Raw genomic sequence first — 25676 nt, 5'->3', positions numbered from 1 at the left:
GTTTGCGCTTCGGTCCCCCTACCGTTGGGTTTCTGGCTCCATGGCCGTGGGGTTCAGAGGTTGACGAGGAGAGGGCCGGTACGACTGTGACCACCACCCATGAGTTCTGGCTGGCCGGCCGCCGGGCGACCGGCGACGGGGACTTCGAGGTTCGGCATTCGTTCGACGGAAGCCTGGTCGGCAAGGTCAGCGTCCCCACCGACGCGCAGGTCGAGGAGGCCGTGGCCGCCGCCGCTGCCGCCGTACCGGTCTTCGCCGCGACCCCGGCGCATGTGCGTGCCGCCGCGCTGGACCACGTGTCCAAGCGCCTGACGGAGCGCACCGAGGAGATCGCCCAGCTGATCACCGCCGAGAACGGCAAGCCGATCAAGTGGGCCCGTGGTGAGGTCGGCCGTGCCGTCTCGGTGTTCCGCTGGGCCGCCGAGGAGGCCCGCCGGACCAACGGCGAGACCATGCGCCTGGACACCGACCCGGGCGGCGTGGGCCGCTTCGCGCTGATCCGCCGCTTCCCGCGTGGTGCGGTGCTCGGGATCGCCCCGTTCAACTTCCCGCTGAACCTGGTCGCCCACAAGGTCGCCCCGGCGATCGCCGTCGGCGCCCCGATCATCCTCAAGCCGGCCCCGGCCACTCCGCTCTCCGCCCTGGTCCTGGGCGAGATCCTGGCCGAGACCGATCTGCCGGCGGGCTCCTGGAGCGTGCTGCCGGTGGCGAACGAGAAGATGCCGGCCCTGGTCCAGGACGAGCGTCTGCCGGTCATCTCCTTCACCGGTTCCGACAAGGTCGGCTACCAGATCATGGACTCGGTGCCGCGCAAGCACGTCACCCTGGAGCTCGGCGGCAACGCCGCCGCCGTGGTGCTCGCCGACTGGTCCTCCGAGGCCGACCTCGACTGGGCCGCCACCCGGATCGCGATGTTCTCCAACTACCAGGGCGGCCAGTCCTGCATCTCGGTGCAGCGCGTGATCGCCGACGCCTCGGTCTACGACGCGCTGGTGGAGAAGGTCGTCGCCAAGGTCCAGGCCCAGGTCACCGGTGACCCGAAGGACGACGCGGTGGACGTCGGCCCGCTGGTGGACGAGAACGCCGCCAAGCGCGTCGAGTCCTGGGTCGAGGATGCCGTCGCCAAGGGCGCCAAGGTGCTCACCGGCGGTACCCGTGAGGGTGCGACCTACGCCCCGACCGTGCTGGCCGAGCTGCCGGCCGATGCGATCCTGGCCCGTGCCGAGGTCTTCGGCCCGGTGCTCTCGCTGCACAAGGTCGACTCCACCGACGAGGCCTTCGCCGCCGTCAACGACTCCGCCTTCGGCCTGCAGGCGGGTGTCTTCACCCACGACCTGCAGACCGCCTTCCGTGCGCAGCGGGAGCTGGAGGTCGGCGGCGTGATCATCGGCGACGCCCCGTCCTTCCGCGCCGACCAGATGCCGTACGGCGGTGTGAAGGACTCCGGCGTCGGCCGCGAGGGCGTCAAGTACGCGATGGGCGACTTCACCTACGAGAAGGTCATGGTCCTCACCGGCCTCGACCTCTGAGCCAGACCCTGACGGCCCGTCACCACGTTCCGTGGTGGCGGGCCGTCGGCGCGCTGCCGGTGCGGCAGCGTTGCCGGGAACACGGCCTCGGAGGCACACGGCCGGGGTTCTTCCGGGGGCCGGCCACGGAGTTCCGCCGAGTCCCACCGGCGTCCCACCGGCGGCCGAGCGGCCCGGCGGGGGCCGTGGGACGGGTGGGTGCGGGGTGTGGAGGTGAGCACGGTGGCCGAGAGGCCACAATGGAGCGCATGAACTCGCTCGCCCACCCGCAGCTGCACTTCACTCCCGTGGTGAAGGATCCCTCCGGCCCCCGGGAGCTGGTGATCCTCGGTTCCACCGGCTCGATCGGCACCCAGGCCATCGACGTGGTGCTGCGCAACCCCGACCGCTTCAAGGTGGTAGCCCTCTCGGCGGCCGGGGGACGGGTGGAGCTGCTCGCCGAGCAGGCGCTCCGGCTCGGTGTGCACACGGTGGCGATCGCCCGTGAGGACGCCGTCGAGGCCCTGCGCGAGGCGCTCGGGGCCAAGGCCGCGGGCCGCCCGCTGCCGCAGATCCTGGCCGGTCCCGACGCGGCCACCGAGGTCGCCGCCGTCGAGTGCCACTCGGTGCTGAACGGGATCACCGGATCCATCGGGCTGCGCCCCACCCTGGCCGCGCTGCGGGCCGGGCGGGTGCTGGTGCTGGCCAACAAGGAGTCGCTGATCGTCGGCGGCCCGCTGGTGAAGGCGCTGGCCAAGCCCGGGCAGATCGTCCCGGTGGACTCCGAGCACACCGCGATCTTCCAGGCGCTGGCCGGTGGCAGCCGGGCCGAGGTCCGCAAGCTGGTGGTCACCGCGAGCGGCGGCCCGTTCCGGGGCCGTACCCGCGAGCAGTTGGCCGCCGTCACCCCCGAGGACGCGCTGGCCCACCCGACCTGGGCGATGGGCCCGGTGATCACCATCAACTCGGCCACCCTGGTCAACAAGGGCCTGGAGGTGATCGAGGCCCATCTGCTGTACGACGTCCCGTTCGAGCGGATCGAGGTTGTGGTCCATCCGCAGTCGATCGTCCACTCGATGGTGGAGTTCACGGACGGCTCAACGCTCGCCCAGGCCAGCCCGCCGGACATGCGGATGCCGATCGCGCTCGGCCTCGGCTGGCCCGCGCGCGTCCCGGACGCAGCCCCCGGGTGCGACTGGACCAAGGCCGCGAGCTGGGAGTTCTTCCCGCTCGACAACGAGGCCTTCCCGGCGGTGGAGCTCGCCCGCGAGGTGGGTACGCTCGGCGGGACGGCTCCGGCCGTCTTCAACGCCGCCAACGAGGAGTGCGTCGAGGCATTTCTGAACGGCCGCCTCGCTTTCACCCAGATCGTGGACACTGTGGCCAAGGTGGTTGCCGAGCACGGCTCCCACCACGGTGGGCGGGCGGCCGCGGGAACTTCCCTCACGGTCGAGGACGTCCTCCACGCGGAGGACTGGGCTCGCGCCCGGGCCACCGAGCTGGCGGCAGGCTGAACACGACGTACGGCGAGCGGAGCGGCATGACGGAGGACGAGCAGTGACAACGGCGATGTGGGTGCTGGGCATCCTCCTCTTTCTGGTCGGGCTGCTCTTCTCGATCGCCTGGCACGAGCTGGGCCACCTCTCCACGGCCAAGCTCTTCGGCATCCGGGTGCCGCAGTACATGGTCGGCTTCGGGAAGACCGTCTGGTCCCGCCGCAAGGGCGACACGGAGTACGGCATCAAGGCGATCCCGCTCGGCGGGTACATCCGCATGATCGGGATGTTCCCGCCGGGCGCGGACGGGCGGATAACGCAACGCAGCAGCTCGCCCTGGCGCTCGATGATCGAGGACGCCCGCGAGGCCTCCTACGAGGAACTCCAGCCCGGCGACGAGAAGCGGCTGTTCTACACCCGCAAGCCCTGGCAGCGGGTCATCGTGATGTTCGCCGGCCCGTTCATGAACCTGATCCTCTCGGTCGTGCTCTACCTCGGCTGGTTCATGGGCATCGGCGTGCAGACGGCGGTGCCCACCGTCGGCACCGTCAGCGAGTGCGTCGTCCCGGCCGGCTCCAAGACCGACAGCTGCCCCGCCAGCGCTCCGAAGTCCCCCGCCAACCTGGCCGGGCTGAAGCCGGGCGACACCGTCCTGTCCTTCAACGGCGACCGGATCGGCAGCTACAAGCAGCTCCAGGCCGACATCCGCAAGGTCCCCGGCGAGACGGTGAGCATCCTGGTCGAGCGCAAGGGCCAGCAGGTGCCGCTCACCGCGAGCATCACCAGCAACACCGTCAACCCTGTGGACAAGGACGGACGCCCCGCCGAGGGCGCCCCCGTGCAGGCCGGTTTCCTCGGCTTCTCACCCGCCACCGGCGTGGTCCAGATGAGCCTGGGTGAGAGCTTCGACCAGATGGTCCAGATGGCCAGGCACGGCATCTCCTCACTGGTCGCGCTGCCCGGCAAGATCCCCGGTCTGTGGCACGCCATCGTCGGCAACGACCCGCGCCCGACGGACTCGCCGATGGGCATGGTCGGTGCCGCCAGGCTCGGCGGGGACGTCTTCGCGATGGACCTCCCGGCCACCCAGCAGCTCGCCTTCATGGTCCAGCTGCTCGCCGGGATCAACCTCTCGCTCTTCCTGTTCAACATGCTGCCGCTGCTTCCGCTGGACGGCGGCCACATCGCCGGAGCGCTCTGGGAGTCGCTGCGCCGCAAGACCGCCAACCTCTTCCGCCGCCCCGACCCGGGCCCGTTCGACGTGGCCAAGCTGATGCCGATCGCCTATGTGGTCGCGGGTATCTTCATCTGCTTCACGGCGCTGGTGGCGGTGGCCGACCTCGTCAACCCCGTCAAGCTCAACTAGTCCGGCCTGACCGGCCGAATGTGCCCGGCACAGGAGCCGTGGCGTACCGTTGGTCGCCGGGCGCGCGTTCATCGAGCGCGCCCGGCCCGGCCAGAGCCACCGGTCGGTCCACACACACAATCTTGGGAACCCTGCGCACATGACCGCGATCTCGCTCGGTATTCCGTCCCTGCCGCTCAAGCCGCTCGCCAAGCGCCGGTACTCCCGGCAGATCATGGTCGGTAATGTCCCGGTCGGCGGTGACGCCCCGGTCTCGGTGCAGTCGATGACCACGACCCTCACCTCCGACATCAACGCCACCCTGCAGCAGATCGCGCAGCTCACCGCCTCCGGCTGCCAGATCGTCCGGGTCGCGGTGCCGTCGCAGGACGACGCCGACGCGCTGCCGATCATCGCCAAGAAGTCGCAGATCCCGGTGATCGCCGACATCCACTTCCAGCCGAAGTACGTCTTCGCGGCCATCGACGCCGGCTGTGCGGCGGTGCGCGTCAACCCGGGCAACATCAAGGCGTTCGACGACAAGGTCGGCGAGATCGCCAAGGCGGCCAAGGACGCCGGTGTCCCGATCCGGATCGGCGTCAACGCCGGTTCGCTGGACAAGCGCCTGATGGAGAAGTACGGCCGGGCCACCCCCGAGGCGCTGGTCGAGTCCGCGCTGTGGGAGTGCTCGCTCTTCGAGGAGCACGACTTCCGCGACATCAAGATCTCGGTCAAGCACAACGACCCGGTCGTGATGATCAACGCCTACCGCCAGCTCGCCGCGGCCTGCGACTACCCGCTGCACCTCGGTGTGACCGAGGCGGGCCCGGCCTTCCAGGGCACCATCAAGTCGGCCGTCGCCTTCGGCGCGCTGCTGGCCGAGGGCATCGGTGACACCATCCGGGTCTCGCTCTCCGCCCCGCCCGCGGAGGAGATCAAGGTCGGCAACCAGATCCTGGAGTCGCTCGGCCTGCGCGAGCGCGGCCTGGAGATCGTCTCCTGCCCCTCCTGCGGCCGCGCCCAGGTGGATGTCTACAAGCTGGCCGAGGAGGTCACCGCCGGGCTCGAAGGCATGGAGGTGCCGCTGCGCGTCGCCGTCATGGGCTGCGTCGTCAACGGCCCCGGTGAGGCCCGCGAGGCCGACCTCGGCGTGGCCTCCGGCAACGGCAAGGGCCAGATCTTCGTCAAGGGCGAGGTCATCAAGACCGTCCCCGAGTCGAAGATCGTCGAGACCCTGATCGAAGAGGCCCTCAAGCTGGCCGAGCAGATGCAGGAGCAGGGCGTCGAGTCCGGCACGCCCACCGTGGTCGCCGCGAAGTGACCTCTCCCGGCTGACGCGGGGTCGTCCGCCTACGGACGGCCCCGCGGCCTGCTCCTCGGAACCCGCGGAGTAGGGTGCCCCCGTCCTGTCCCGAACGAGCACTGCGTCGAACGGACCAGGCAGCCGGAGGCGAGCGACCAGCGTGTTCGATTGGTGAGGTGACTGTGCTCGATCGTGGTGTGATGCTTCCCGGGCCCTTCCAGGTCGCCCGCGCCCTTGCCGCCACCCGGATCCTGGACACCCCGGATCTCGACGACGCCCTGGAGATCCTGCACCGCGACCCGGTGGCCAATGCCTTCGTCGCCACCCGGGTCGAGGCCGTCGGGCTCGACCCGTGGCGGCTCGGCGGCGAGATGTGGGGCTGGCACGACCAGGACGGCCGACTGGAGTCGCTCTGCTATGCCGGGGCCAATCTCGTCCTGGTCAACGCAGGGCCCGAGGCCGTCCGCGCCTTCGCCGAGCGGGCCCGCCGCCAGGGCCGCCGCTGCTCCTCGATCGTCGGCCCGGCCGAACCCACCGCCGCCCTCTGGGCCCTGCTGGAGCGCAGCTGGGGACCGCCCCGCGAGATCCGTGCCCACCAGCCGCTGCTCGCCACCACCGAGTCCGCCACCGAGGTGGCACCCGACCCGCTGGTCCGCCGGGTCAGGAAGAACGAGATCGACGCCCTGATGCCGGCCTGCGTGGCGATGTTCACCGAAGAGGTCGGCATCTCCCCGCTGGCCGGCGACGGTGGTCTGCTCTACCAGGCCAGGGTCGCCGAACTCGTCTCCTCGGGGCGCTCGTTCGCCCGTTTCTCCGAGGACGGCGGGGTGGTCTTCAAGGCCGAGGTCGGTGCGGTGGCGACCGGTGCCTGTCAGATCCAGGGGGTCTGGGTGGCACCCGAGCACCGGGGGCGGCGGCTCTCCGAGTCGGGCATGGCCGCCGTGCTGGACTTCGCGTTGCGCGAGGTCGCGCCCGTGGTGTCGCTGTACGTCAACGACTTCAACGTCAGGGCCCGCGCGGCCTACCACCGGGTCGGCTTCCGCGAGGTCGGGGCCTTCATGAGCGTCCTGTTCTGAGCAGGCCGCCGTTTACCGTTCGGAGTAGTAACGTCCCGGTCATGGAGCAGCTGACCGAGGTGACGATCGAGGCCATCGACCTGGCGGCCTGGGCGCCGAGCGCGCTGGCTGTGCAGGCGGTCGCCTTCGGGCTGCGGCCCGAGGAGGTGGCGGTCCGGCTGCAGATCGTCACCAGGCACGCCCAGCAGCCCGGGGTGCTCGCCCTGGGCGCGTTCAGCGAGGGCCGGCTGGTCGGCTTCGGGTACGGGATGCCCAACCGGCGCGACCACTGGTGGAGCACGGTGATCGAGCCCTATCTGGCCGCGCGGGGGCACGGCGACTGGCTGGACGGCGTCTTCGCCGTCACCGAGCTGCACGTCCTGCCGGAGTTCCAGGGCCGGGGCGTCGGCAGCTCGCTGATCCGGTCCCTCTGCGAGTGCTCCGGGCTGCCACGCAGCATCCTCTCCGCGATCGACGCGGAGACCCCGGCCCGGCGGCTCTACCGCTCGCTCGGCTACCGGGACTTGGCGCGTCAGGTGGTCTTCCCGAGCACCGTCCGCCCGTACGCGGTGATGGGTGCGCCGCTGCCGCTGCTGATGCCGGGTCAGAGCCAGGACGCGAACTCCAGGTAGAGCTCGGTGCCTTCGGTGTCACCGGCCTCCAGACAGCGCAGACCGGCCGCGACGGTACGGAAGAGGGTCCAGCCGCGCAGCCGTTCGTACTCCACCTCGACCGAGTCGGCCAGCTGGTGCAGACGGCGGCGGGCGGCGCCGCGCGGCCCGGGGGAACCCGCCAGGGTGTCCATCCGGTCCTGGGCCAGCCAGGCCAGGTCGAAGGCGCGCTCGCCCACCAGCGGCTCGGGGTTGACGGCCAGCCAGGGCGCCCGGTCGGCGGCCAGCACATTGCCGTGGTGGAAGTCGCCGTGCAGCAGCCTGCGTTCGGGCTCGTCGGCCAGCAGCCCGGCAGCCGTCTCCAGGGCCTCGTCGATCAGCGGGCGGGTGTCGGCGGCCCTGGGCAGTTCGCGGCGGCGGCGCAGCCCGGAGGCCAGTTCGCCGACCCGGTCGGCCACCGAGGAGAACGGGTGGCCCTCGGCCGGAGGCACCCACAGACGCTGGAGCAGGCTCGTGGCCTCCAGCATCGCCTTGGCCTCGGCGAGCGAGCGGAGCGGGATGTCGCCGTGCAGCCGCTCCAGCAGCAGCACTCCCGCGGCGGGGTCGGCGTCCAGCAGCAGGACGGCACTGCGCCCGGCCCAGTGGGCCAGCGCCGCGTGCTCGTGGGCCGTGGCGGGTGTGACGGGCTGGGCCTTGAGAACGGCCAGGGAGTCGTCGGGGCGGCGGACGTAGGCGATCAGGCTGAGCCGGCCGCCGGGTTCACCGATGCGCTCCAGAGTGAGGTCCCAGCGGGCGAGGTGCTCGGCGACGGTGTTCCGGAGGCCGGCCAGCCAGGCTGCGCCCGCTGCCCCCTCGGTGGCCCGGACGGTCTGCGCCAGGCGCTCGGGAACGGTGAACTGCCCTGGTGCTGCCGACATGCTGGGCCTCTCGCTTTGGTGCTTCCCCCTGGTACTGCCTGCCCATTCTCGGGCATGGGAGGGAAACTGCTGGTCAGGCGCACGAGTGATCTCTCAAGAGCCCCCGCGCCCGTGAAGAGCTAGCCGCTTGCCCCCGGCTGCTCCGGCTGCTCCGGCAGGCCGGGGAGGGCTGAGAGGTCGGCGCCCCAGTGGGTGGCGCGCAGCGCGGTCTCGCGCAGGGTGGTGGCGGCGGTGGCCCGCAGGGGGCCGGTGCCGGCGGCGACGAGGTCGGCGTACGCGGCGGTGAGCTGGGTCTCGATGTGTGCGGCGAGCTGTTCCGCGGTGGCGGCGCTGGTGACCTGGAAGGGGAGGCGGTAGCCGGGTGCGGCGGCGGTGGGGGTCGCGCCGCCGGAGTCGAGCAGCCGCTGCCAGTCGTCGCGTCGGGCCTGGTGGGCGGCGTACGAGGCGTAGCCGTCCTGGCGCTGTGGTCCGGCGGGCAGCCACGCGCCGACCACGCCGTATCCGTAGACGGCGGCGTGCTCGGCGGCCAGCGCGTTCTGCAGTCCGGTGGCGGCGGCGCTGGGCAGCGGGCCGGGGCTGCCGGAAGCGGAGGGCCCGGACGGGGTGGCCGATGCGGTGCTGGGCGATGCGGTGGGCGCGGGTGCGGGGACGGTGATCGGACCGGTGTCGCCGAGCGCCGCCGCGTGCAGGGCGTCCGAGGCCGAGACGGCGGCCAGCAGCTTGGCGAGGGCGGGTGAGGCGGCGTCCAGGTCGGCGAGGCGGGTCCCGGCGGCCTGCCGTTCGGCGGCGGCGAGCGCGGCCACCGTCTTCACGGCGGTGCCGGCCGGCTGGGTGCCGGGGGACGTGCCGGGGGAAGCACCGGGGTCGGGCAGACCGGCGGCGAGCGCGGCGCGGTGGACGACCAGGTCGGCGCGGAAGGCCTTGAGCCGGTCCGCCTGGGCGGCGCCGGGCCCGGCGAGGACCGCGTCGTACCCGGCGAGCAGGGTGTCGGTGGTGGCCACCGCACGGGATCGCAGCGGCAGGTCCGGGTCGGGCCGGTTCTCGTGGCTGGAGGCGCTGCCACCGCCGCTGCCACCGCCGCTGCCACCACCGCTGCCACCACCACCCGTGCAGCCGGAGAGGACCAGGGCGCCGGTGAGCACGCCGATGGCCAGGAAGGTCCGCCGGGTGGGGGACAGCATCGTCGGGCTCCCGCAGGGTGACGAGGGTGGGGGTGCTGGGGCATGGGGGAGCCGACGAGCCCCCGCTGTTGTGAATCATTACAGAATCAACATCGCGCCGAGGCCGGGTCACCACCCCGCCGTCAATGTGATGTTGCTCGCAACCCGTCCGGGGTGTGCCCGGCAACAGGGTGCACCCGGGCGTCCCGCCACCCGCCGGAATCGGCGGTTCCGGGGTTGACCGGATAGGCTCTGCGTTGACTTAGCACCTACCGACAACAGCAGACGCGGCCGAGGAGTCACCCGGATGAGCACCACCCCCACTGACCGGCTGCGCGCGTTGCTGGAGCCACTGGCCGCCGAGGCCGGTCTCGACCTCGAGGATGTCAAGGTCACCCAGGCGGGCAGCCGTCGCCAGGTGCAGATCGACGTGGACGCCGACGGCGGTGTGGATCTCGATGCCATCGCCGAGTTCAGCCGCCTGGTCGGCCAGAAGCTGGACGACTCCGATGTGATGGGCGAGGCTCCCTACCTGCTGGAGGTCGGCTCGCCCGGGGTGGAGCGCCCGCTCACCCGGCCGCGCCACTGGCACCGGGCCGAGGGCCGTCTGGTGAAGGCGAAGCTGGTGGACGGCAGCGAGATCGTCGCCCGGGTGCTCACGGCCGACGAGGACGGCGCGCTGGTCGAGGTGCAGCCGGTCAAGGGCCGCGGCAAGGCCAAGGAGCGCCGCCTGGAGTACGCCGAGGTCGCCAAGGCGCGCGTCCAGGTCGAGTTCAACCGCAAGGAAGACGAGAAGCTCCTCGACGAGGCCGAGGACCTCGCGGTGGACGCCGACGACGCCGACGACGCCGATGCCGACGACGCCGACGACGCCGATGCCGACGAGGCCTGAGACACCGCCGCCGAACAACGAACGACTTTGCGCCATGTATGTGATGAAAGAAGAGGAGGCGTAGCCGTGGACATCGACATGAGTGCCCTGCGTGGGCTGGTTACCGAGAAGGGCGTTCCGTTCGACCTGTTGGTCGAGTCGATCGAGTCGGCCCTCCTCATCGCCTACCACCGCACCGAGGGCTCCCGCCGCCGGGCCCGGGTCGAGCTGAACCGCAAGACCGGCCATGTCACCGTGTGGGCCCTGGAGGACCCGGCGGAGCTGGAGGAGGGCGTCGAGCCCAAGGAGTTCGACGACACCCCGAGCGGCTTCGGCCGGATCGCCGCCTCGACCGCCAAGCAGGTCATCCTGCAGCGTCTGCGCGACGCCGCCGACGACCAGACCTTCGGCGAGTACGCGGGCAAGGAGGGCGACATCGTCACCGGTGTCGTCCAGCAGGGCAACGACCCGAAGAACATCCTGGTCGACATCGGCAAGCTGGAGGCGATCCTCCCGCCGCAGGAGCAGGTTCCGGGTGAGGACTACAAGCACGGCACCCGGCTGAAGTGCTACGTGGTGGCCGTCCGCCGCGGTGTGCGCGGTGCGTCCGTGACCCTCTCCCGCACCCACCCCAGCCTGGTGAAGAAGCTCTTCGCCCTGGAGGTCCCGGAGATCGCCGACGGCAGCGTCGAGATCGCCGCGATCGCCCGCGAGGCCGGACACCGCACCAAGATCGCGGTCTGGTCCCGCAAGCCGGGCCTGAACGCCAAGGGCGCCTGCATCGGTCCGATGGGCGCCCGGGTGCGCAATGTGATGGGCGAGCTGCACGGCGAGAAGATCGACATCGTCGACTGGTCGGAGGACCCGGCCGACATGGTCGCCTCCGCGCTGTCCCCCGCCCGGGTGACGAAGGTGGAGATCGTCGACTACAACCAGCGCTCCGCCCGGGTGATCGTTCCCGACTACCAGCTGTCGCTGGCGATCGGCAAGGAGGGTCAGAACGCCCGCCTCGCAGCCCGTCTGACGGGCTGGCGGATCGACATCCGCCCGGACACCGAGGTGCCCTCCGGGGAATCGTCGGCCGAGTAGTAAACGTACGTGCTGCCCCGCCTGGATCGGCGGGGCGGCGCCATGTCCCTTCGGAGGGGTAGACTTGAGCGTGTCTGGCCGGACGCATGTCCGTGCATGCCCTGAACGCACCTGCGTGGGCTGCCGCAAGCGAGCGGCCAAACACGAGCTGTTGCGCGTAGTGGCGGTCGAGGGCGTCTGTGTCCCCGATCCGCGCGGCGCACTGCCGGGGCGGGGTGCACATCTGCACCTCGACCTGGCCTGCCTCGACCTCGCGGTACGCCGTCGGGCGTTCCCCAGGGCCTTCCGGCTCCAGGGTGTGCTCGACACCGGCACGCTGCGCGCGTACGTCGGCGAGCGGGCGGGCGAGACCTCGGCGCCCTGAGTCCTCAGGAGCGGCGAAGCACCACCAGCAATGCGCAGTGCACGGAGTCCTCCGTGCGCCGCGCGACACGTCAGGTACCTCGCGAGTTGGAAGTAGGTCGAGATTGCGATGAGCACTCGATGAGTACGCGATGAGTACGCCCATGAAGTAGCGACAGTCCGGCGGACGATTACCCCGGACTCATAGACAGGAGCGAAGTGGCTAAGGTCCGGGTATACGAACTCGCCAAGGAGCTTGGCTTGGAGAGCAAGGCCGTCATGGCCAAGCTCACCGAGCTGGGTGAGTTCGTCCGTTCGGCGTCCTCGACGATCGAGGCGCCGGTCGTACGCAAGTTGACTGACGCATTGGGAGCGACGCCGCCTGCTGGTGGCTCGTCCGCCAAGCCTGGCCCGCGGAAGCCCGCGGCGCCCCAGCCGTCCGGTGGCCCCGCCGCCGGTGCGGCCGCACCCAAGCCGGGTGCACCCACCCCTGGCCCGCGCCCCACGGCGACTCCGGGCCCCCGTCCCACCCCGGCCGCCGCCGCTGCGGCTGCCACCCCGGCCGTTCCCGCAGCTCCCGCTGCGCCGGCTGCCCCCGCCGCGCCCAAGCCGGCCGCTGCGACCCCGGGCCCGCGCCCGGCCGCGCGTCCCGCTGCGCCGGCTCCGGCTGCCCCGGCGGCCGAGTTCTCCTCCCCGGCTCCTGCCGGTGAGGCTGCGGCCCGTCCGGCCGCTCCGGCCCCGCGTCCGGCTGCGGCCGCCCCGTCCTCGGGTGCCCGTCCGGGCCCGCGTCCGGCCGGTCCGCGTCCGGGCAACAACCCCTTCACTTCGGGTGGCGCCACCGGTATGGCCCGCCCCGGCGACCGCCGTCCCGGTGGTGGCCAGGGTGAGCGTCCGCGTCCGGGTGCCGGTGCGCCCGGTGCGGGCGAGCGTCCCCGTCCCGGTGGCGACCGTCCGCGTCCGGCCGGTGCCGGCGAGCGTCCCCGTCCCGGTGGCGACCGTCCGCGTCCCGCCGGTGCGCCTGGTGCGGGTGCCCCCCGTCCGGGTGGCGACCGTCCGCGTCCGGCCGGTGCCGGTGACCGTCCGCGTCCGGGTGGTCCGGGTGCCGGTGCGCCGCGTCCCGACGGCATGCCCCGTCCGGCCGGTCCGCGTCCGGGTGCCCCGTCCCCGTCCGGTATGCCGCGCCCGAACCCGGGCATGATGCCGCAGCGTCCGGCCGGTCCGGGCCCGCGTCCCGGCCCGGGGGGCCGTGGTCCGGGTGGCCCCGGTGGCCGTCCGGGTGGTCCGGGTGCCGGTGGCGCCCGTCCGGGCTTCGCCGGTCGTCCGGCTGGTCCGGGCTCGCGTCCGGCCGGTGGCGGCTTCGGCGGTCCCCGTCCGGGTGGCGGTGCCGGTGGCGGTGGCGGCTTCGGCGGCCCGCGTCCGGGTGGCTTCGGTGGCCGTCCGGGTGGTCCGGGTGCCCGTGGTGGCACGCAGGGTGCCTTCGGCCGTGGTCCGGGCGGTCGCCCGGCGCGTGGCCGTAAGTCGAAGCGGGCGAAGCGCCAGGAGTACGAGGCCATGCAGGCCCCGTCCGTCGGCGGTGTGATGCTGCCTCGCGGCAACGGCCAGACGGTCCGCCTGTCGCGTGGTGCCTCGCTGATGGACTTCGCGGAGAAGATCAACGCCAACCCGGCCGCGCTCGTCTCGGTGATGTTCAACCTCGGTGAGATGGTCACCGCGACCCAGTCGGTCTCCGACGCCACCCTCGAGCTGCTGGCCGGCGAGATGGGCTTCGTCCTGGAGATCGTCAGCCGGGACGACGAGGACCGCGAGCTGCTGGAGTCGTTCGACATCGACTTCGGTGCCAACGAGGGCGACGAGGACATGCTGGCGCCCCGCCCGCCGGTCGTCACCGTCATGGGTCACGTCGACCACGGTAAGACCCGCCTGCTGGACGCGATCCGCAAGTCCAACGTGGTGGCCGGCGAGGCCGGTGGCATCACCCAGCACATCGGTGCCTACCAGGTCGCCACCATCGTGAACGGCGAAGAGCGTCCGATCACCTTCCTGGACACCCCGGGTCACGAGGCGTTCTCCGCCATGCGTGCCCGTGGTGCCAAGTCCACCGACATCGCGATCCTGGTGGTCGCGGCCAACGACGGTGTCATGCCGCAGACGGTCGAGGCGCTCAACCACGCCAAGGCCGCCGGTGTGCCGATCGTGGTCGCGGTCAACAAGATCGACGTCGAGGGCGCCGACCCGACCAAGGTCCGCGGTCAGCTGACCGAGTTCGGTCTGGTGGCCGAGGAGTACGGCGGCGACACCATGTTCGTCGACATCTCCGCGCGCCAGGGTCTGAACATCGACCAGCTGCTGGAGGCCGTGGTCCTGACCGCGGACGCCTCGCTCGACCTGCGGGCCAACCCCGAGCAGGACGCGCAGGGTATTGCCATCGAGGCCCACCTGGACAAGGGCCGCGGCGCCATGGCGACCGTCCTGGTCCAGCGCGGTACCCTCCGCGTCGGTGACTCGATCGTGGTCGGCGACGCCTACGGTCGCGTCCGCGCCATGCTGGACGAGAACGGCAACCACCTCGAAGAGGCCGGCCCGTCGCGTCCGGTGCTGCTGCTCGGTCTGACCTCGGTGCCCCGCGCCGGCGACAGCTTCATCGTCGTCGAGGAGGACCGCACCGCTCGCCAGATCGCCGAGAAGCGTTCGGCCCGCGACCGCAACGCCGCCTTCGCGCAGCGTCGGGTCCGGATCTCGCTCGAGGACCTGGACAAGGCCATCGCGGCCGGCTCCATCGAGCAGCTCAACCTCATCATCAAGGGTGACGTCTCCGGTTCGGTCGAGGCCCTCGAGGACGCCCTGGTCAAGCTGGACGTGGGCGAGGAGGTCGAGCTCCGGGTCCTGCACCGCGGTGTGGGTGCCATCACCGAGTCCGACGTGGACCTGGCGATGGGCTCGGACGCCATCATCATCGGCTTCAACGTGCGGGCCGAGGGCCGTGCACGGACCGCAGCCGAGCGCGAGGGCGTCGACGTCCGGTACTACTCGGTCATCTACCAGGCGATCGAGGAGATCGAGTCGGCCCTCAAGGGTCTGCTCAAGCCGGAGTACGAGGAGGTGCGCCTCGGCTCTGCGGAGGTCCGCGAGGTGTTCCGCTCCTCCAAGTTCGGCAACATCGCCGGTGTCCTGGTCCGCGAGGGCCTGCTGCGCCGCAACGCCAAGGCCCGTCTCATCCGCGACGGCAAGGTCGTGGCGGAGAACCTCTCCATCGAGGGTCTGCGCCGCTTCAAGGACGACGCGACCGAGGTCCGCGAGGGCTTCGAGGCCGGTGTGACCCTGGGGTCGTTCAACGACATCAAGGTCGAGGACATCATCGAGACCTACGAGATGCGCGAGAAGCCGCGCGCGTAAGCGTCGGCTGCCGGGGCCGGTCGGCGGGATGATTATCCCGTCGACCGGCCCCGGTCTCGCTGTGTAGGGTCCTCGTACGTCCCCCGCTTCACGGGGGTCCCTACGAGGCCCACAGGTCGGCGAGACCTGCCTTATATGTTCGTGGGAACACTCACCTTCGACCTCCTCCTCGGCGACGTCCACTCGCTCAAGGAGAAGCGCTCGATCGTGCGGCCCATCGTGGCCGAGCTGCAGCGCAAGTACAGCGTGTGCGCAGCGGAGACCGGGAACCAGGATCTGCACCGGAGGGCCGAGATCGGCCTGGCGGTGGTGTCCGGCAACGCCGGGTACGTCACCGAGATCCTGGACAGCTGTGAGCGGCTCGTCGCCGGCCGCCCCGAGGTGCAACTGCTCTCCGCCAGGAGGCGCTACCACCACGACGGTGATGACTGATGATTGAGAAGCCGGGTGCGGTGGTCGCGAAGTCGCCACCGTCACACCGACGAGGACCGACAGCGCCCACAAGGCTGGGCGCGGGCAGGTACGTTGGGGCGTGGGCCCCACCGGGCGCAGCACTGACCCGGGTACCGTGCCCACCGTACGAGGAGGCAACGTGACCGACACCGCTAGGGCGCGCAAGCTCGCCGACCGCATCCAGGTGGTTGTGGCCGAGACCCTGCAACGACGGATCAAGGACCCCCGCCTTGGCTATGTGACCATTACGGACACCCGGGTCACCGGAGACCTGCGGGAGGCCACCGTCTTCTACACGGTCTACGGCGACGAGACCGAGCGCGAGGCGACGGCCGCGGCGCTGGAGAGCGCCAAGGGCGTGCTCCGCTCCGAGGTCGGCAAGCAGACCGGGGTGCGCTTCACGCCGTCGCTGACCTTCGTCGCGGATGCACTTCCGGACAACGCCCGGAACATCGACGACCTGCTGGACAAGGCGCGGATGTCCGACGCCGCCGTCCGCACGGCCGCCGCCGGGGCGACGTACGCCGGGGACGCGGACCCGTACCGGGCACCGGCCGCCGAGCGCGACGACGAGGACGAGTAACCGTGACAGCCGAGCCGGTCACGGCCGGCCAGGGGGCATCTTCCACCGACATGGTGGAGGGTGCCCTCGCGGTGCTTCCGAGGCCTCGCACTGAGTCACCGGTCGGTTCCGTCGGGTCCGGCCCGGTGGACGTGGAGCAGGACGGGGTCGAACGGGAGTGGCAGCGCGTGGTCGCGGCCATCCGGCAGGCCCGCACGATCGACCTGATCTGCCACATCAACCCCGACGGGGACGCGCTCGGCTCCGCGCTGGCCGCCGGGATCGCGCTGCGCGCGCTCGGCCACACCGTACGGGTCTCCTTCGGTGAGGACCCGCAGGTGATCCCCGAGTCGCTGGCCTTCCTGCCGGGGCAGGACCTCATCGTCCCGGCTGCCGAGGTGCCGCAGGTACCCGAACTGGTGGTCTGCTTCGACGTCGCCGCCGAGAGCCGGCTCGGGCTGCTGCACGGGAAGGCGTTCGCCGCCCCCGCGCTGATCGTGATCGACCACCACGCCTCCAACCCCGGGTTCGGCACCCACCGGCTGATCGACCCGAGCGCACCGGCCACCGCCGTCCTCGTCGACGAGCTGCTGCGACGCCTCCAGGTGCCGCTCGACCAGGAGCTCGCCACCTGCCTCTACACCGGGGTGGCCACCGACACGGGCTCGTTCAGGTACCGGGCGACCACCCCGGCCACCCACGAGTTCGCCGCGCGCCTGCTCGCCACCGGCATCCGGCACGACCTCATCTCCCGCACCCTCTGGGACACCTCCTCCTTCGGCTACCTCAAGGTGCTCGCCGCCGCGCTCGACCGCGCCGCGTACGAGCCCGAGGCGGCGGGCGGTCTCGGGCTGGTGTGGACCTGGGTGCCCTACCAGGACCTCGCGCTCTTCGGTGTGACGATCGAGGAGATCGAGGGCCTGATCGACGTGCTGCGCCGCCCCGCCGAGGCGGAGGTCGCGCTGGTGCTGAAGCAGGACCCGGACGGCACCCTTCGCGGCTCCTGCCGGGCCAAGGGCGCGGTGGACGTCGCTGCGGTCTGCGCCGAACTCGGCGGCGGCGGGCACCGGTTCGCGGCCGGGTTCGCCCTCCGGGAGGACGTGCCGACGGCCGCCGCCCGGTTCCGGGCGGCGCTGCGCACCGCGTGCTGACCTACCGATTCTTTCGACCTTTTGCACAGAGAAGAACTGATGAAGCGTAAGGGAACCGGCCCCGACGGCCTGGTCATTGTCGACAAGCCGGAGGGCCTCACCTCGCACGGGGTGGTCGCCAAGATGCGGTGGCTGGCCGGGACGCGGAAGGTCGGGCACGCGGGCACGCTGGACCCGATGGCCACCGGCGTGCTGATCATCGGGGTCGAGCGGGCCACCCGGCTGCTCGGGCACCTGATGCTCACCGCCAAGACCTACGAGGCGACCGTCCGTCTCGGGCAGAACACCGTCACCGACGACCGCGAGGGCGATGTCACCTCCTCGGCCGATGCCTCGGCGGTCACCCGGGAACAGATCGACACCGGGATCGCCAAGCTGACCGGCGAGATCATGCAGGTGCCGTCCAAGGTCAGTGCCATCAAGATCGACGGTAAGCGCTCCTACACCCGGGTCCGGGAGGGCGAGGACTTCGAGATCCCGGCGCGGGCGACGACGGTGCACTCCTTCACCGTGCACGGGCAGCGGGCGGCGGTCGCCGGGGACGGCACCCCCGTGATCGACCTCGACGTCACCGTCGAGTGCTCCTCCGGCACCTACATCCGTGCCCTGGCTCGCGACCTCGGCGCCGACCTCGGCGTGGGCGGCCACCTCACCGCGCTGCGCCGTACCAAGGTCGGCCCGTACGGACTCGACTCGGCGCACACCCTGGAGCAGCTGGAGGAGAAGCTGGAGGTGCTGCCCATCGCGGACGCGGCCACCGCCGCCTTCCCCCGCTGGGACATTGATGCCGAGCAGGCCAGGCTGCTCTCCAACGGAATGCGGCTGAAGGCTCCCGGCCTCGGTGTGGACGGGCCGATCGCCGTCTTCGACCCGGAAGGGCGTTTCCTCGCACTGGTGGAGGAGAAGGGCGGCAGCGCCCGCCCGGTCGCCGTCTTCGTCGGCTGACTGCACGGCACCGCGCGCCCGGTCGCCGGGTCCGTGAAACCTGCACTGTAGCGATCTCACCCGTACGAGCGAGCTCGCGAGGTGAACGCTCGGCGTGAAGGGTGTGGCCATGGTGCCCCGCCCACACCCGGGGGCAGGCTCCCGACGGACGTGTACGGCAGCCGCGGCGGGCCACTCCGCAGGGGCGGGCCCGATGCGGCCCGGCGGGGGAGGGCGGGCGGATGGCCGCTGGTCGGTGGTCCGGGTCGGGTGACGGATGGTCCCGGGCGACCGATCCGGCACAGGCGCTGCTGCGAATCTGCGGGCCGGACGGTCGGTTGCGAGGACTGGGCTTCGTCGCCGACCTCCTGGGCACCGTCGTCACCGCGCACGAGGCGGTGGCCGGTCTCGACCGGCTAGTGCTGCACACCGACGGCGGACAGACCCGGGTGCTCGGCGCCGACTGCATCGAACCGCTCGCACCGTACGGGCTCGCGCTGCTGCGGACGGAGCGGGCCGGCGGGCTGCCGGTGCCGCCGCTGCCGATCGGGGCCGCCTCCCGGGGCGGGGAGCCGGTCGCCGTGCCCTGTCTGAGAGCCGGCGGCGATACGGCGCTGGCGCAGGGCGGGGTGCTCGGGACGGCGACGGCGATGTACCCGTGGCGGGACGAGTTCCACCTGATCCCCGGTGCGCTGTGGCTGGACCTGGCGACGGCGGGTACGGGGATCACGGCCGGTGCGCCGGTGGTGGACGCGGAGACCGGAGCCGTGCTCGGCGTCGCCACCCCCTCGCTGCCGGTCGGGCACGGCGGTGTGGCGGTGGCCGTCCCACTGGCGGTTCCGTCGGCCGGGGCGGCGGGGCAGACGCGGTCGGCGGGGCTGGCGGAGGTGCTCGCGCGGAACGCGGCCACCGTCCCCGCGTACGGGCAGGCGCTCAACCTGGCCGGGGTGCTGCAGCTGGCCTCCGTGCAGCTCGGCTCGGCCGCTGCCGGGCCCGGGCGGATCGCCGACCTGGCCGCCGACCGGGTGGACCGGCCGGACGGGCTCACCGGCGAGGAGCCGCAGGAGGCGCTCACCGTGCTGGTCGGCGCCCCCGGCAGCGGCCGGACCACCGAACTCGCCGCACTGACGGTCCGTCGGGCGGAGGGTCGCCATCCACTGCCCACCCTCTGGCTGCGCGGCGCAGACCTGCGTGCCACCGACACCTCGTCGGCCGACGCGGTCGGCCGGGCCCTGGCCGGGGCAGCCGGGCTGCTCGTCGTGGAGACACCCGGTCCCGAGCTGGTCGCGCGGCTCTGCGCCGAGGCCGGGCGGCCGCTGCTCGTCGTCCTGGACGCACCGGAGGAAGCCCCGACGGCGATCGGCGGGCGGTGGCTGCGGGCCACCTCGCGGTGGCTGCGAGCGTCCGGGGCGCGGCTGCTGACGGCCTGTCGGCCGGAGCAGTGGGGGGAGTGGGAACGCCCGGGGGCCGAAGCCGGTGCTGCGGACGTCGAGGGTGTGGTCGAGGGTGTGCAGGTGCACGGCCTGGGGCCACTGCCGCAGGAGGCCGCGGAGCGGGCCGCGCGGCGCTACGGGCTGGCGGGCCCGGCAACGGGACCGCTGGGCCCGGCCGAGGCGGCACACCCCCTGGCCCTGCGGATCGCCGGGGAGCTCCGGGCGGCGGGCGTGCGGTGGCAGGCGACGGAGCCCGGACGCGGTGAGCTCTTCGGCGCATACCTGGACCTGTGCTGTCTGCGGATCGCCCAGCGGCTGGCCGACGGCGAGGAGCTGCGGCGGCCCGGAGCGCACCGCAGGGGCGGTCCACGGCCGAGCCCGGCCGAACCGGCTCGGGTGCGGAGGCTGGCGGCGGTCGTCGCCGGACGGGTGCACGAGGCGGCCCGGCAGATGCTCGGCTCGGGCCATGGAGAGCTGGCGGCCGAAGCCTTCCGGCTGCTGTTCCCGACGGCCGGGGGATGGGCGTCGGCGGTGCTCGGCGAACGGCTCTTCGTCGCGGCCGGCCAGGGGTACCGGCCGGTCTACGAGGAGCTGGGCGAGTGGCTGCAGGGGCAGCACCTGGACCTGGACGGTGCGCTGCGGCTGCTCCTGGAGGAGGACGGTGCCCATCCGGCCGCTGACGGGCCCGGGAGCGCCACCGGAGAGGCGCCTGCCGGCGAGTGGTGGTCTGCGGAGGAAGTCGGACCGGAGGCCGGCTACGGGAGCGGCCTCGGCGGATGGTGGTCCGGTGCGGGCCCCGCGGAGGAGCGGCTGCCCGGTGGTGGGCGGGCAGTACCGGCGACGGACGGCGGGGCGGTCGGCGGGGCCCACATCGGGACCGGGGGGAGGGTGCCGAGGCACCGCGTCGGACCGGTGGTGGTTGCGCTGGCGCGGGTGGCGGAGATCTGGGGCGCGGCGGCGCTTGACCAGTGGCTGTACCGGTTGTGGCGGGCGCTGGAGACCGCCCCGTCCGACAGCGAACCCGCCTGGTGGGCCGGGCGGTTGCTGACCGCCGCCCTGCGTTCCGGCACCGACCTCGCCGTCCACCGGTCCCTGCTGGAGCAACTGGCCGAGCGCGGTGAGCAGACCGGCGCCCTCGGCCCGGCCTTCTGGGCAGCCCTGCCACTGGCGTCCGGCACCAGGCTGGACCTGCTCCGCCGGCTGGTCCGGACCGACGGCGCCGCACAGAGCTTCCGAACCGCGACGGCTGATGCGCTGGCCGCCGCACCGCATGTGGTCATTCCACTGCTGTGCCACTGGTTCGAGGACAGCCGCCGCATCCCGGCCCGTCCCGGCTGCACCGTCGCCGACCTCGCTCACGACCTGCTGTACGCGCACAGGCGGCTGGCGCTGGACGATCTGACGGAGTGCCTGGTGGAAACCGGCCACCCTCGGGCCGATGCGCTGCTCTCGCTGCTGGCCGCGGACGAGCCCTCCGCGCTGTGCCGGGCCGTCGACCGCTGGAGCCACGACCCCCGTCCCGAGCGGCATGTCGCGGCGGCGGTGCACGCGCTGCGCACCGCGCCGTTCGCGGCCGGATCCGGCCGGGAGCTGCTGCGCTTCACCGCAACCGCCCTGCTGGCCCGGGAGGACGAACCCGCCCTGCACGGTGCCGCGTTGGCGCTGCTGGTCCGCGACGGACAGACCCGGGCGCAGCATCTGGCGGCGGCGCTCGCGTGCTACCTGGCCGACGATCCGTTCGTCACCGCCGAGGTGCTCGCCCCGGCGCTGGCGGAGGATCCGGAGCCCGTCCTGGCGGCGTTCCGGCAGCGTCTGGCGGCCCCGGGCGCGGCCATGGCCGAGGGGCTTCGGGTCCTCGCCGAGGTGGCCGACCCGGCGGTGGCCCGCCGAGGTCTCGACCTGGCCGCCGAGCTGCTGCGCGAGCACCCGGAACGGGCCGGCCGGATCGCCGACTACCTGGACCACCTGCTGGCCGCGGCGCCGGGGGGCGACGCCGCCGCAGCAGTGCCCGACCGGGCCGGGCTGGGCGATCGCTCCGCTACGGGCGGAGATCCGGTCGTCGCGGCCCGGGCGGCGGGCGGTGGTATCCCCGGCGGCGGTACGGCGAAGGAAGGGGTCGTACACAGTGAGAGGGGCTGGCCCCAGCCGCGGGAGCTGTGGCGGGCGCTGGGGGCCGGGGCGCAGCCGGCGGCGGTGCGGCGAGTGTTCGCCGTGCGGTTGGCGACGCCCGGCCTGCCCTCGCGCGGTCCGCTGCTGGACGCCCTGCTGGCCGGCGAGTGCGATGGATGCGTACTGACGGCGGTGCTGGACCGGCTGGCCGAGCGCTGTGCGGAGCACGACCCGCTCCGGGTAAGGGAGTTGGTCCGCCGGATCGCCGCGCGCACGGCGGAGGCGGACGCCGCGCTCGTCCGCTGCGCGGGCCGTTCGGCCGGGTTCGCTCGGCTGCTCGCGGAGTGGCCGGCCACCGAGAGGCCGCCGGTCGGCGGCCCGCTGCTGACCCGGATGCGGGCCCTGGTGGCGGCCGGACGGGACCCGCAGTACGCCGCCGCCGAGGCCGAACGCGGCGGCCGGCGTCCGCCGTCGCGCGAAGTGGGCCTTCCGGTGCCGAAGCCGACTCGGGCGCATGGCACGCTATAGGGGTTCAGGTTTGGAACGCAGGAGCGTACAGAGCGTGCGCCAGGTACGGAACAAGGAGCGGTCAGGGTGCAGCGCTGGCGTGGCCTGGAGGAGGTCCCCGGGGACTGGGGGCGCAGCGTCGTCACCATCGGCTCGTTCGACGGCGTGCACCGGGGGCATCAACTGATCATCGGCCGGGCGGTCGAGCGCGCCCGCGAGCTGGGCGCACGGGCCGTCGTGGTGACCTTCGACCCGCACCCGAGCGAGGTGGTCCGTCCGGGCAGCCACCCGCCGCTGCTGGCGCCGCAGCCGCGCCGTGCGGAGCTGATGGCCGAGCTGGGCGTGGACGCGGTGCTGGTGCTGCCGTTCACGCTGGAGTTCTCCAAGGAGTCGCCGGAGGTCTTCGTCCAGCAGGTGCTGGTGGACGCGCTGCATGCGCGGCTGGTCATCGAGGGGCCGAACTTCCGCTTCGGTCACAAGGCGGCCGGGAATGTCGAGCTGCTCGCGGAGCTTGGCCGAAGGGCCGATTTCGAGGTCGAGGTGGTGGACCTCCAGGTGTGTGGAGAGGCCGGGGACGGGAAGCCCTTCTCGTCGACCCTGGTCCGAGGACTGGTTTCGGAGGGGGACATGACGGGGGCAGCAGAGGTGCTCGGACGGCCGCACCGGGTCGAGGGCGTGGTGGTCCGCGGCGCACAGCGCGGACGGGAACTGGGCTTCCCGACGGCGAACGTGGAGACGGTGCCGCACAGCGCGATCCCGGCCGACGGGGTCTACGCGGGCTGGCTGACGGCCGGCGGGGAGCGGATGCCCGCCGCCATCTCGGTGGGCACCAACCCCACCTTCGACGGCACCAGCCGCACGGTGGAGGCGTACGCGATCGACCGGATCGGTCTGGACCTGTACGGCCTGCACGTCGCGGTGGACTTCCTCGCGTATCTGCGAGGGATGGAGAAGTTCGACTCGATCGAGGCACTGCTCGACCGGATGGCCGACGACGTCAAGCGGGCCCGTGAACTGACCGACGGTGCCTGACAGTTGACGTGAGAACGCGCTGAGACGCAGTGGACCCCGCCGACCGGACAGGTCGGCGGGGTCCATTCGTTCAGTGCTGCGGCCCACCGGGCGGCGGGTAGCCGTAGCCCGGCGGGGGCTGCTGGCCCTCCTGCGGGGGCGGGTAGCCGTAACCGGGGCGGTCACCGCTCTGCTGGGACCAGTCCGGCGGCAGCTGCGGTGCACCCTGCTGGGGCGGGGCCGCGTACCCGGGCGGAGGCGCCTGGCCGGGCTGGGGTGCCCAGGGGGCGCCCGGCGCGGGCTGGCCGGGGTAGCCGCCGGGGGGAGGCGGCGGGTAGCCGCCCTGCTGCGGATACGGTTGCTGTTGCTGCTGCTGCGGGTAACCGCCCTGGCCCTGCTGCGGGTAGGGCTGCTGTTGGGCCCAGGCGGACTGCGAGGCCTGCTGGGCGCGGGCGATGTCCTCGCCGACCAGGGTGGCGAGCTCGAAGTACGCGTCCCGGACCTTGGGCCGCATCATCGCGAGGTTGACCTCGGCGCCGGCCGCGAGGCTCTCGTCGAAGGGCACCACCACGACGCCCCGGCAGCGGGTCTGGAAGTGCGCGACGATGTCCTCGATCTTGATCATCTTGCTGGTCTCGCGCACTCCCGAGACCACCGTGATCGAGCGCTGCACGAGGTCGGCGTAGCCGTGCGCGGAGAGCCAGTCCAGCGTGGTGGAGGCGCTGCTGGCGCCGTCCACGCTGGGGGTGGAGACGATGATCAGCTGATCGGCCAGGTCGAGGACCCCGCGCATGGCGCTGTACAGCAGGCCGGTGCCGGAGTCGGTCAGGATGATCGGGTAGTGCTGGCCGAGTACCTGGATGACCTGGCGGTAGTCGGAGTCGTTGAAGGTGGTCGAGACGGCCGGGTCGACGTCGTTGGCCAGGATCTCCAGACCCGAGTTGAGGTCCTGCGAGGTGAACTGGCGCACGTCCATGTAGCTGCGCAGGTGCGGAATCGCCGTCACCAGGTCGCGGATGGTCGCACCGGTCTGGCGCTTGATCCGGCGGCCGAGCGTACCGGCGTCCGGGTTGGCGTCGATCGCGATCACCTTGTCCTGGCGCTCGCTGGCCAGGGTGGCCCCGAGCGAGGTGGTGGTCGTGGTCTTGCCGACACCGCCCTTGAGGCTGATCACGGCGATCCGGTAGCAGCTCATCACCGGGGTCCGGATGACCTCGAGGCGGCGGGCCCGGTCCGCCTGTGCGGCCTTGCCGCCGAACTGGAAGCGCGGCTGCTGCCGCTGCTGCTTCGGCTGGTTGCGCAGCAGCCGGTCCGAGGAGAGCTCGACCGCCGCCGTGTACCCGAGCGGTGCGCCGTGGGCCATCGGCTGCTGACCGCTCGCCTGCTGGAACGCCGCCGGGGCCTGCGGCAGGGCCTGCTGCGGATAGCCCTGCTGCTGCGGGTAGCCGCCACCGGCCTGCGGCCAGCCGCCCTGACGCGGGTCCACCGGAGCGGTGGGCCCGGGCGCGGGGGGCTGCTGCGGCCACGGACCGGGCGGCGGGGCCTGCGGGGTCTGCTGAGGCGGAGCCTGCTGCTGCGGGGGCTGCTGTGGCGGAGCCTGCTGAGGCGGGGTCTGCTGCTGAGGGGGCTGCGCCGGGTTTCCCGCCTCCTGCGGGTACGGCTGTGCCGGGGTCGGTGCGGGCTGCACCGGAACAGGCTGCGGCTGTGCCGGCTGCGCGTGCGGCGCAGCGGCCTCGGCACTCGGCCAGGGCTGCGGCGGAAGCGGCTGCTCGGCTGCCGGAGCCTGCGGGGCCGGGGCGGACAGCGGCTGCATCGGGGCGGGGGCGGCAGCCTCCTCGTGCGCGGGCACAACCGGCGGCGGCTGCACCGGTGCGGGTGCTGGCGCGGGCACCGGGGCGGGAGCGGACTCCGCAGCGGGAGCCTGCTCGTCGCGCGGGAGCGGCGCAACCGGCGGCTGGGCTGGGTGCGGGGCGGCATGCTCACCGGGCACGGCGACCGGGGCCGCCGCCTCGGCTGCGGGCGCGGGCTGCGGTACCGGCTGCGGCACCGGAACCACCGGTGGCGCGGGCGCCTCCGCGACGGGCGCCGGGGCGGGCGCAGGAACAGGCGCCGGAGCCGGGGCGGGAGCCGGCGCAGCCGCCTCGGGGCCGGGACTCTGGGTGTACCAGGACGGCGGTGAGTAGTCAGGAACGTCCGACCAGTCGTCGTCGTCCTCCGCCGCGTTGTCGCCGACGTAGACGCCGTCCCGATCGCTGCTCACTTGGGCTCCCTCGTTTTCGCCGCCGCTGATTCGCGGTGCCGTCGGGCAACAAGACTAGGACGTGATTCGTGGTCACCTGAAGGCGGTGCCCGAACTCACGCCAGGGTTGACGGGTCCCCACAAGGGCTCGAAGGGGCGGTGACAACCGCCTTTGGAGTGAATCTCACTCGTTGTTC

Annotated in this window: 19 protein-coding genes; 16 read left to right on the top strand and 3 right to left on the bottom strand. The window is 72.7% G+C overall.

Annotated elements, in window-relative coordinates; genetic code table 11:
* The first annotated feature begins 86 nt into the window (after positions 1-86).
* From P3T39_RS27635 to P3T39_RS27610, 6 genes are all read left to right on the top strand, one after another.
* A complete protein-coding gene (locus tag P3T39_RS27635) occupies positions 87-1529 on the top strand; it encodes an aldehyde dehydrogenase family protein (RefSeq protein WP_280701709.1) in 1443 nt (480 codons plus the stop codon).
* A 248-nt stretch (positions 1530-1777) separates the two neighbouring features.
* On the top strand, positions 1778-3022 hold the full coding sequence (dxr, locus tag P3T39_RS27630; RefSeq protein ID WP_280701707.1) for a 1-deoxy-D-xylulose-5-phosphate reductoisomerase: 1245 nt from the start codon (positions 1778-1780) through the stop codon (positions 3020-3022).
* Positions 3023-3065: 43 nt separating this feature from the next.
* The gene (locus tag P3T39_RS27625; protein WP_280701706.1) at positions 3066-4370 is read left to right on the top strand and encodes a site-2 protease family protein; all 1305 of its coding nucleotides are present in this window, start codon (positions 3066-3068) and stop codon (positions 4368-4370) included.
* A gap of 139 nt (positions 4371-4509) precedes the next feature.
* Entirely contained in the window at positions 4510-5670 is a 1161-nt protein-coding gene (gene ispG / locus P3T39_RS27620) for a flavodoxin-dependent (E)-4-hydroxy-3-methylbut-2-enyl-diphosphate synthase (protein WP_280701704.1), read from the top strand.
* A 182-nt stretch (positions 5671-5852) separates the two neighbouring features.
* Complete coding sequence (locus P3T39_RS27615; protein ID WP_280701735.1) at positions 5853-6728, top strand: GNAT family N-acetyltransferase; 876 nt, start codon at positions 5853-5855, stop codon at positions 6726-6728.
* A 41-nt stretch (positions 6729-6769) separates the two neighbouring features.
* Entirely contained in the window at positions 6770-7339 is a 570-nt protein-coding gene (locus P3T39_RS27610; RefSeq protein WP_280701702.1) for a GNAT family N-acetyltransferase, read from the top strand.
* Here P3T39_RS27610 and P3T39_RS27605 read toward each other — a convergent pair.
* Positions 7312-8235: an aminoglycoside phosphotransferase family protein gene (locus P3T39_RS27605; RefSeq protein ID WP_280701699.1), complete on the bottom strand. Its 924-nt coding sequence runs from the start codon at positions 8233-8235 to the stop codon at positions 7312-7314. The genes P3T39_RS27610 and P3T39_RS27605 overlap by 28 nt on opposite strands.
* A 119-nt stretch (positions 8236-8354) precedes the next feature.
* A complete protein-coding gene (locus P3T39_RS27600; protein ID WP_280701697.1) occupies positions 8355-9416 on the bottom strand; it encodes a ferritin-like domain-containing protein in 1062 nt (353 codons plus the stop codon).
* 286 nt (positions 9417-9702) lie between these two features.
* On the opposite strand from P3T39_RS27600, the gene rimP reads away from it, so the two are divergent.
* From rimP to P3T39_RS27550, 10 genes are all read left to right on the top strand, one after another.
* Entirely contained in the window at positions 9703-10287 is a 585-nt protein-coding gene (rimP, locus tag P3T39_RS27595; RefSeq protein WP_280701696.1) for a ribosome maturation factor RimP, read from the top strand.
* 66 nt (positions 10288-10353) lie between these two features.
* Positions 10354-11355 (top strand): transcription termination factor NusA, encoded by a 1002-nt coding sequence (gene nusA, locus P3T39_RS27590; protein WP_280701695.1) that lies wholly within the window; start codon positions 10354-10356, stop codon positions 11353-11355.
* A 70-nt stretch (positions 11356-11425) separates the two neighbouring features.
* Entirely contained in the window at positions 11426-11719 is a 294-nt protein-coding gene (locus tag P3T39_RS27585) for a YlxR family protein (RefSeq protein WP_280701733.1), read from the top strand.
* Between the two features lie 197 nt (positions 11720-11916).
* Positions 11917-15090: a translation initiation factor IF-2 gene (gene infB / locus P3T39_RS27580; protein ID WP_280701693.1), complete on the top strand. Its 3174-nt coding sequence runs from the start codon at positions 11917-11919 to the stop codon at positions 15088-15090.
* A 135-nt stretch (positions 15091-15225) separates the two neighbouring features.
* A complete protein-coding gene (locus tag P3T39_RS27575) occupies positions 15226-15522 on the top strand; it encodes a DUF503 domain-containing protein (protein WP_280701691.1) in 297 nt (98 codons plus the stop codon).
* A 160-nt stretch (positions 15523-15682) separates the two neighbouring features.
* Positions 15683-16126 carry a 30S ribosome-binding factor RbfA gene (rbfA, locus tag P3T39_RS27570; protein WP_280701689.1) on the top strand — a complete coding sequence of 148 codons (444 nt, stop codon included), beginning with the start codon at positions 15683-15685 and terminating at the stop codon, positions 16124-16126.
* 125 nt (positions 16127-16251) lie between these two features.
* A complete protein-coding gene (locus P3T39_RS27565; RefSeq protein ID WP_280701688.1) occupies positions 16252-17256 on the top strand; it encodes a bifunctional oligoribonuclease/PAP phosphatase NrnA in 1005 nt (334 codons plus the stop codon).
* Between the two features lie 39 nt (positions 17257-17295).
* Positions 17296-18201 carry a tRNA pseudouridine(55) synthase TruB gene (truB, locus tag P3T39_RS27560; RefSeq protein WP_280701686.1) on the top strand — a complete coding sequence of 302 codons (906 nt, stop codon included), beginning with the start codon at positions 17296-17298 and terminating at the stop codon, positions 18199-18201.
* A 221-nt stretch (positions 18202-18422) separates the two neighbouring features.
* On the top strand, positions 18423-22250 hold the full coding sequence (locus P3T39_RS27555; protein WP_280701684.1) for a serine protease: 3828 nt from the start codon (positions 18423-18425) through the stop codon (positions 22248-22250).
* Between the two features lie 66 nt (positions 22251-22316).
* A complete protein-coding gene (locus P3T39_RS27550) occupies positions 22317-23261 on the top strand; it encodes a bifunctional riboflavin kinase/FAD synthetase (RefSeq protein ID WP_280701682.1) in 945 nt (314 codons plus the stop codon).
* A 70-nt stretch (positions 23262-23331) separates the two neighbouring features.
* Here the strand turns inward: P3T39_RS27550 and P3T39_RS27545 are convergent, their stop codons facing one another.
* Positions 23332-25500, bottom strand: a complete 2169-nt coding sequence (locus tag P3T39_RS27545) for a MinD/ParA family protein (RefSeq protein WP_348534390.1) — start codon at positions 25498-25500, stop codon at positions 23332-23334.
* Positions 25501-25676 lie beyond the last annotated feature (176 nt).

Origin of the sequence: Kitasatospora sp. GP82, from assembly GCF_029892105.1 — a bacterium.
Classification (GTDB): domain Bacteria; phylum Actinomycetota; class Actinomycetes; order Streptomycetales; family Streptomycetaceae; genus Kitasatospora.
This window is presented reverse-complemented; position numbering and strand designations above follow the sequence as displayed.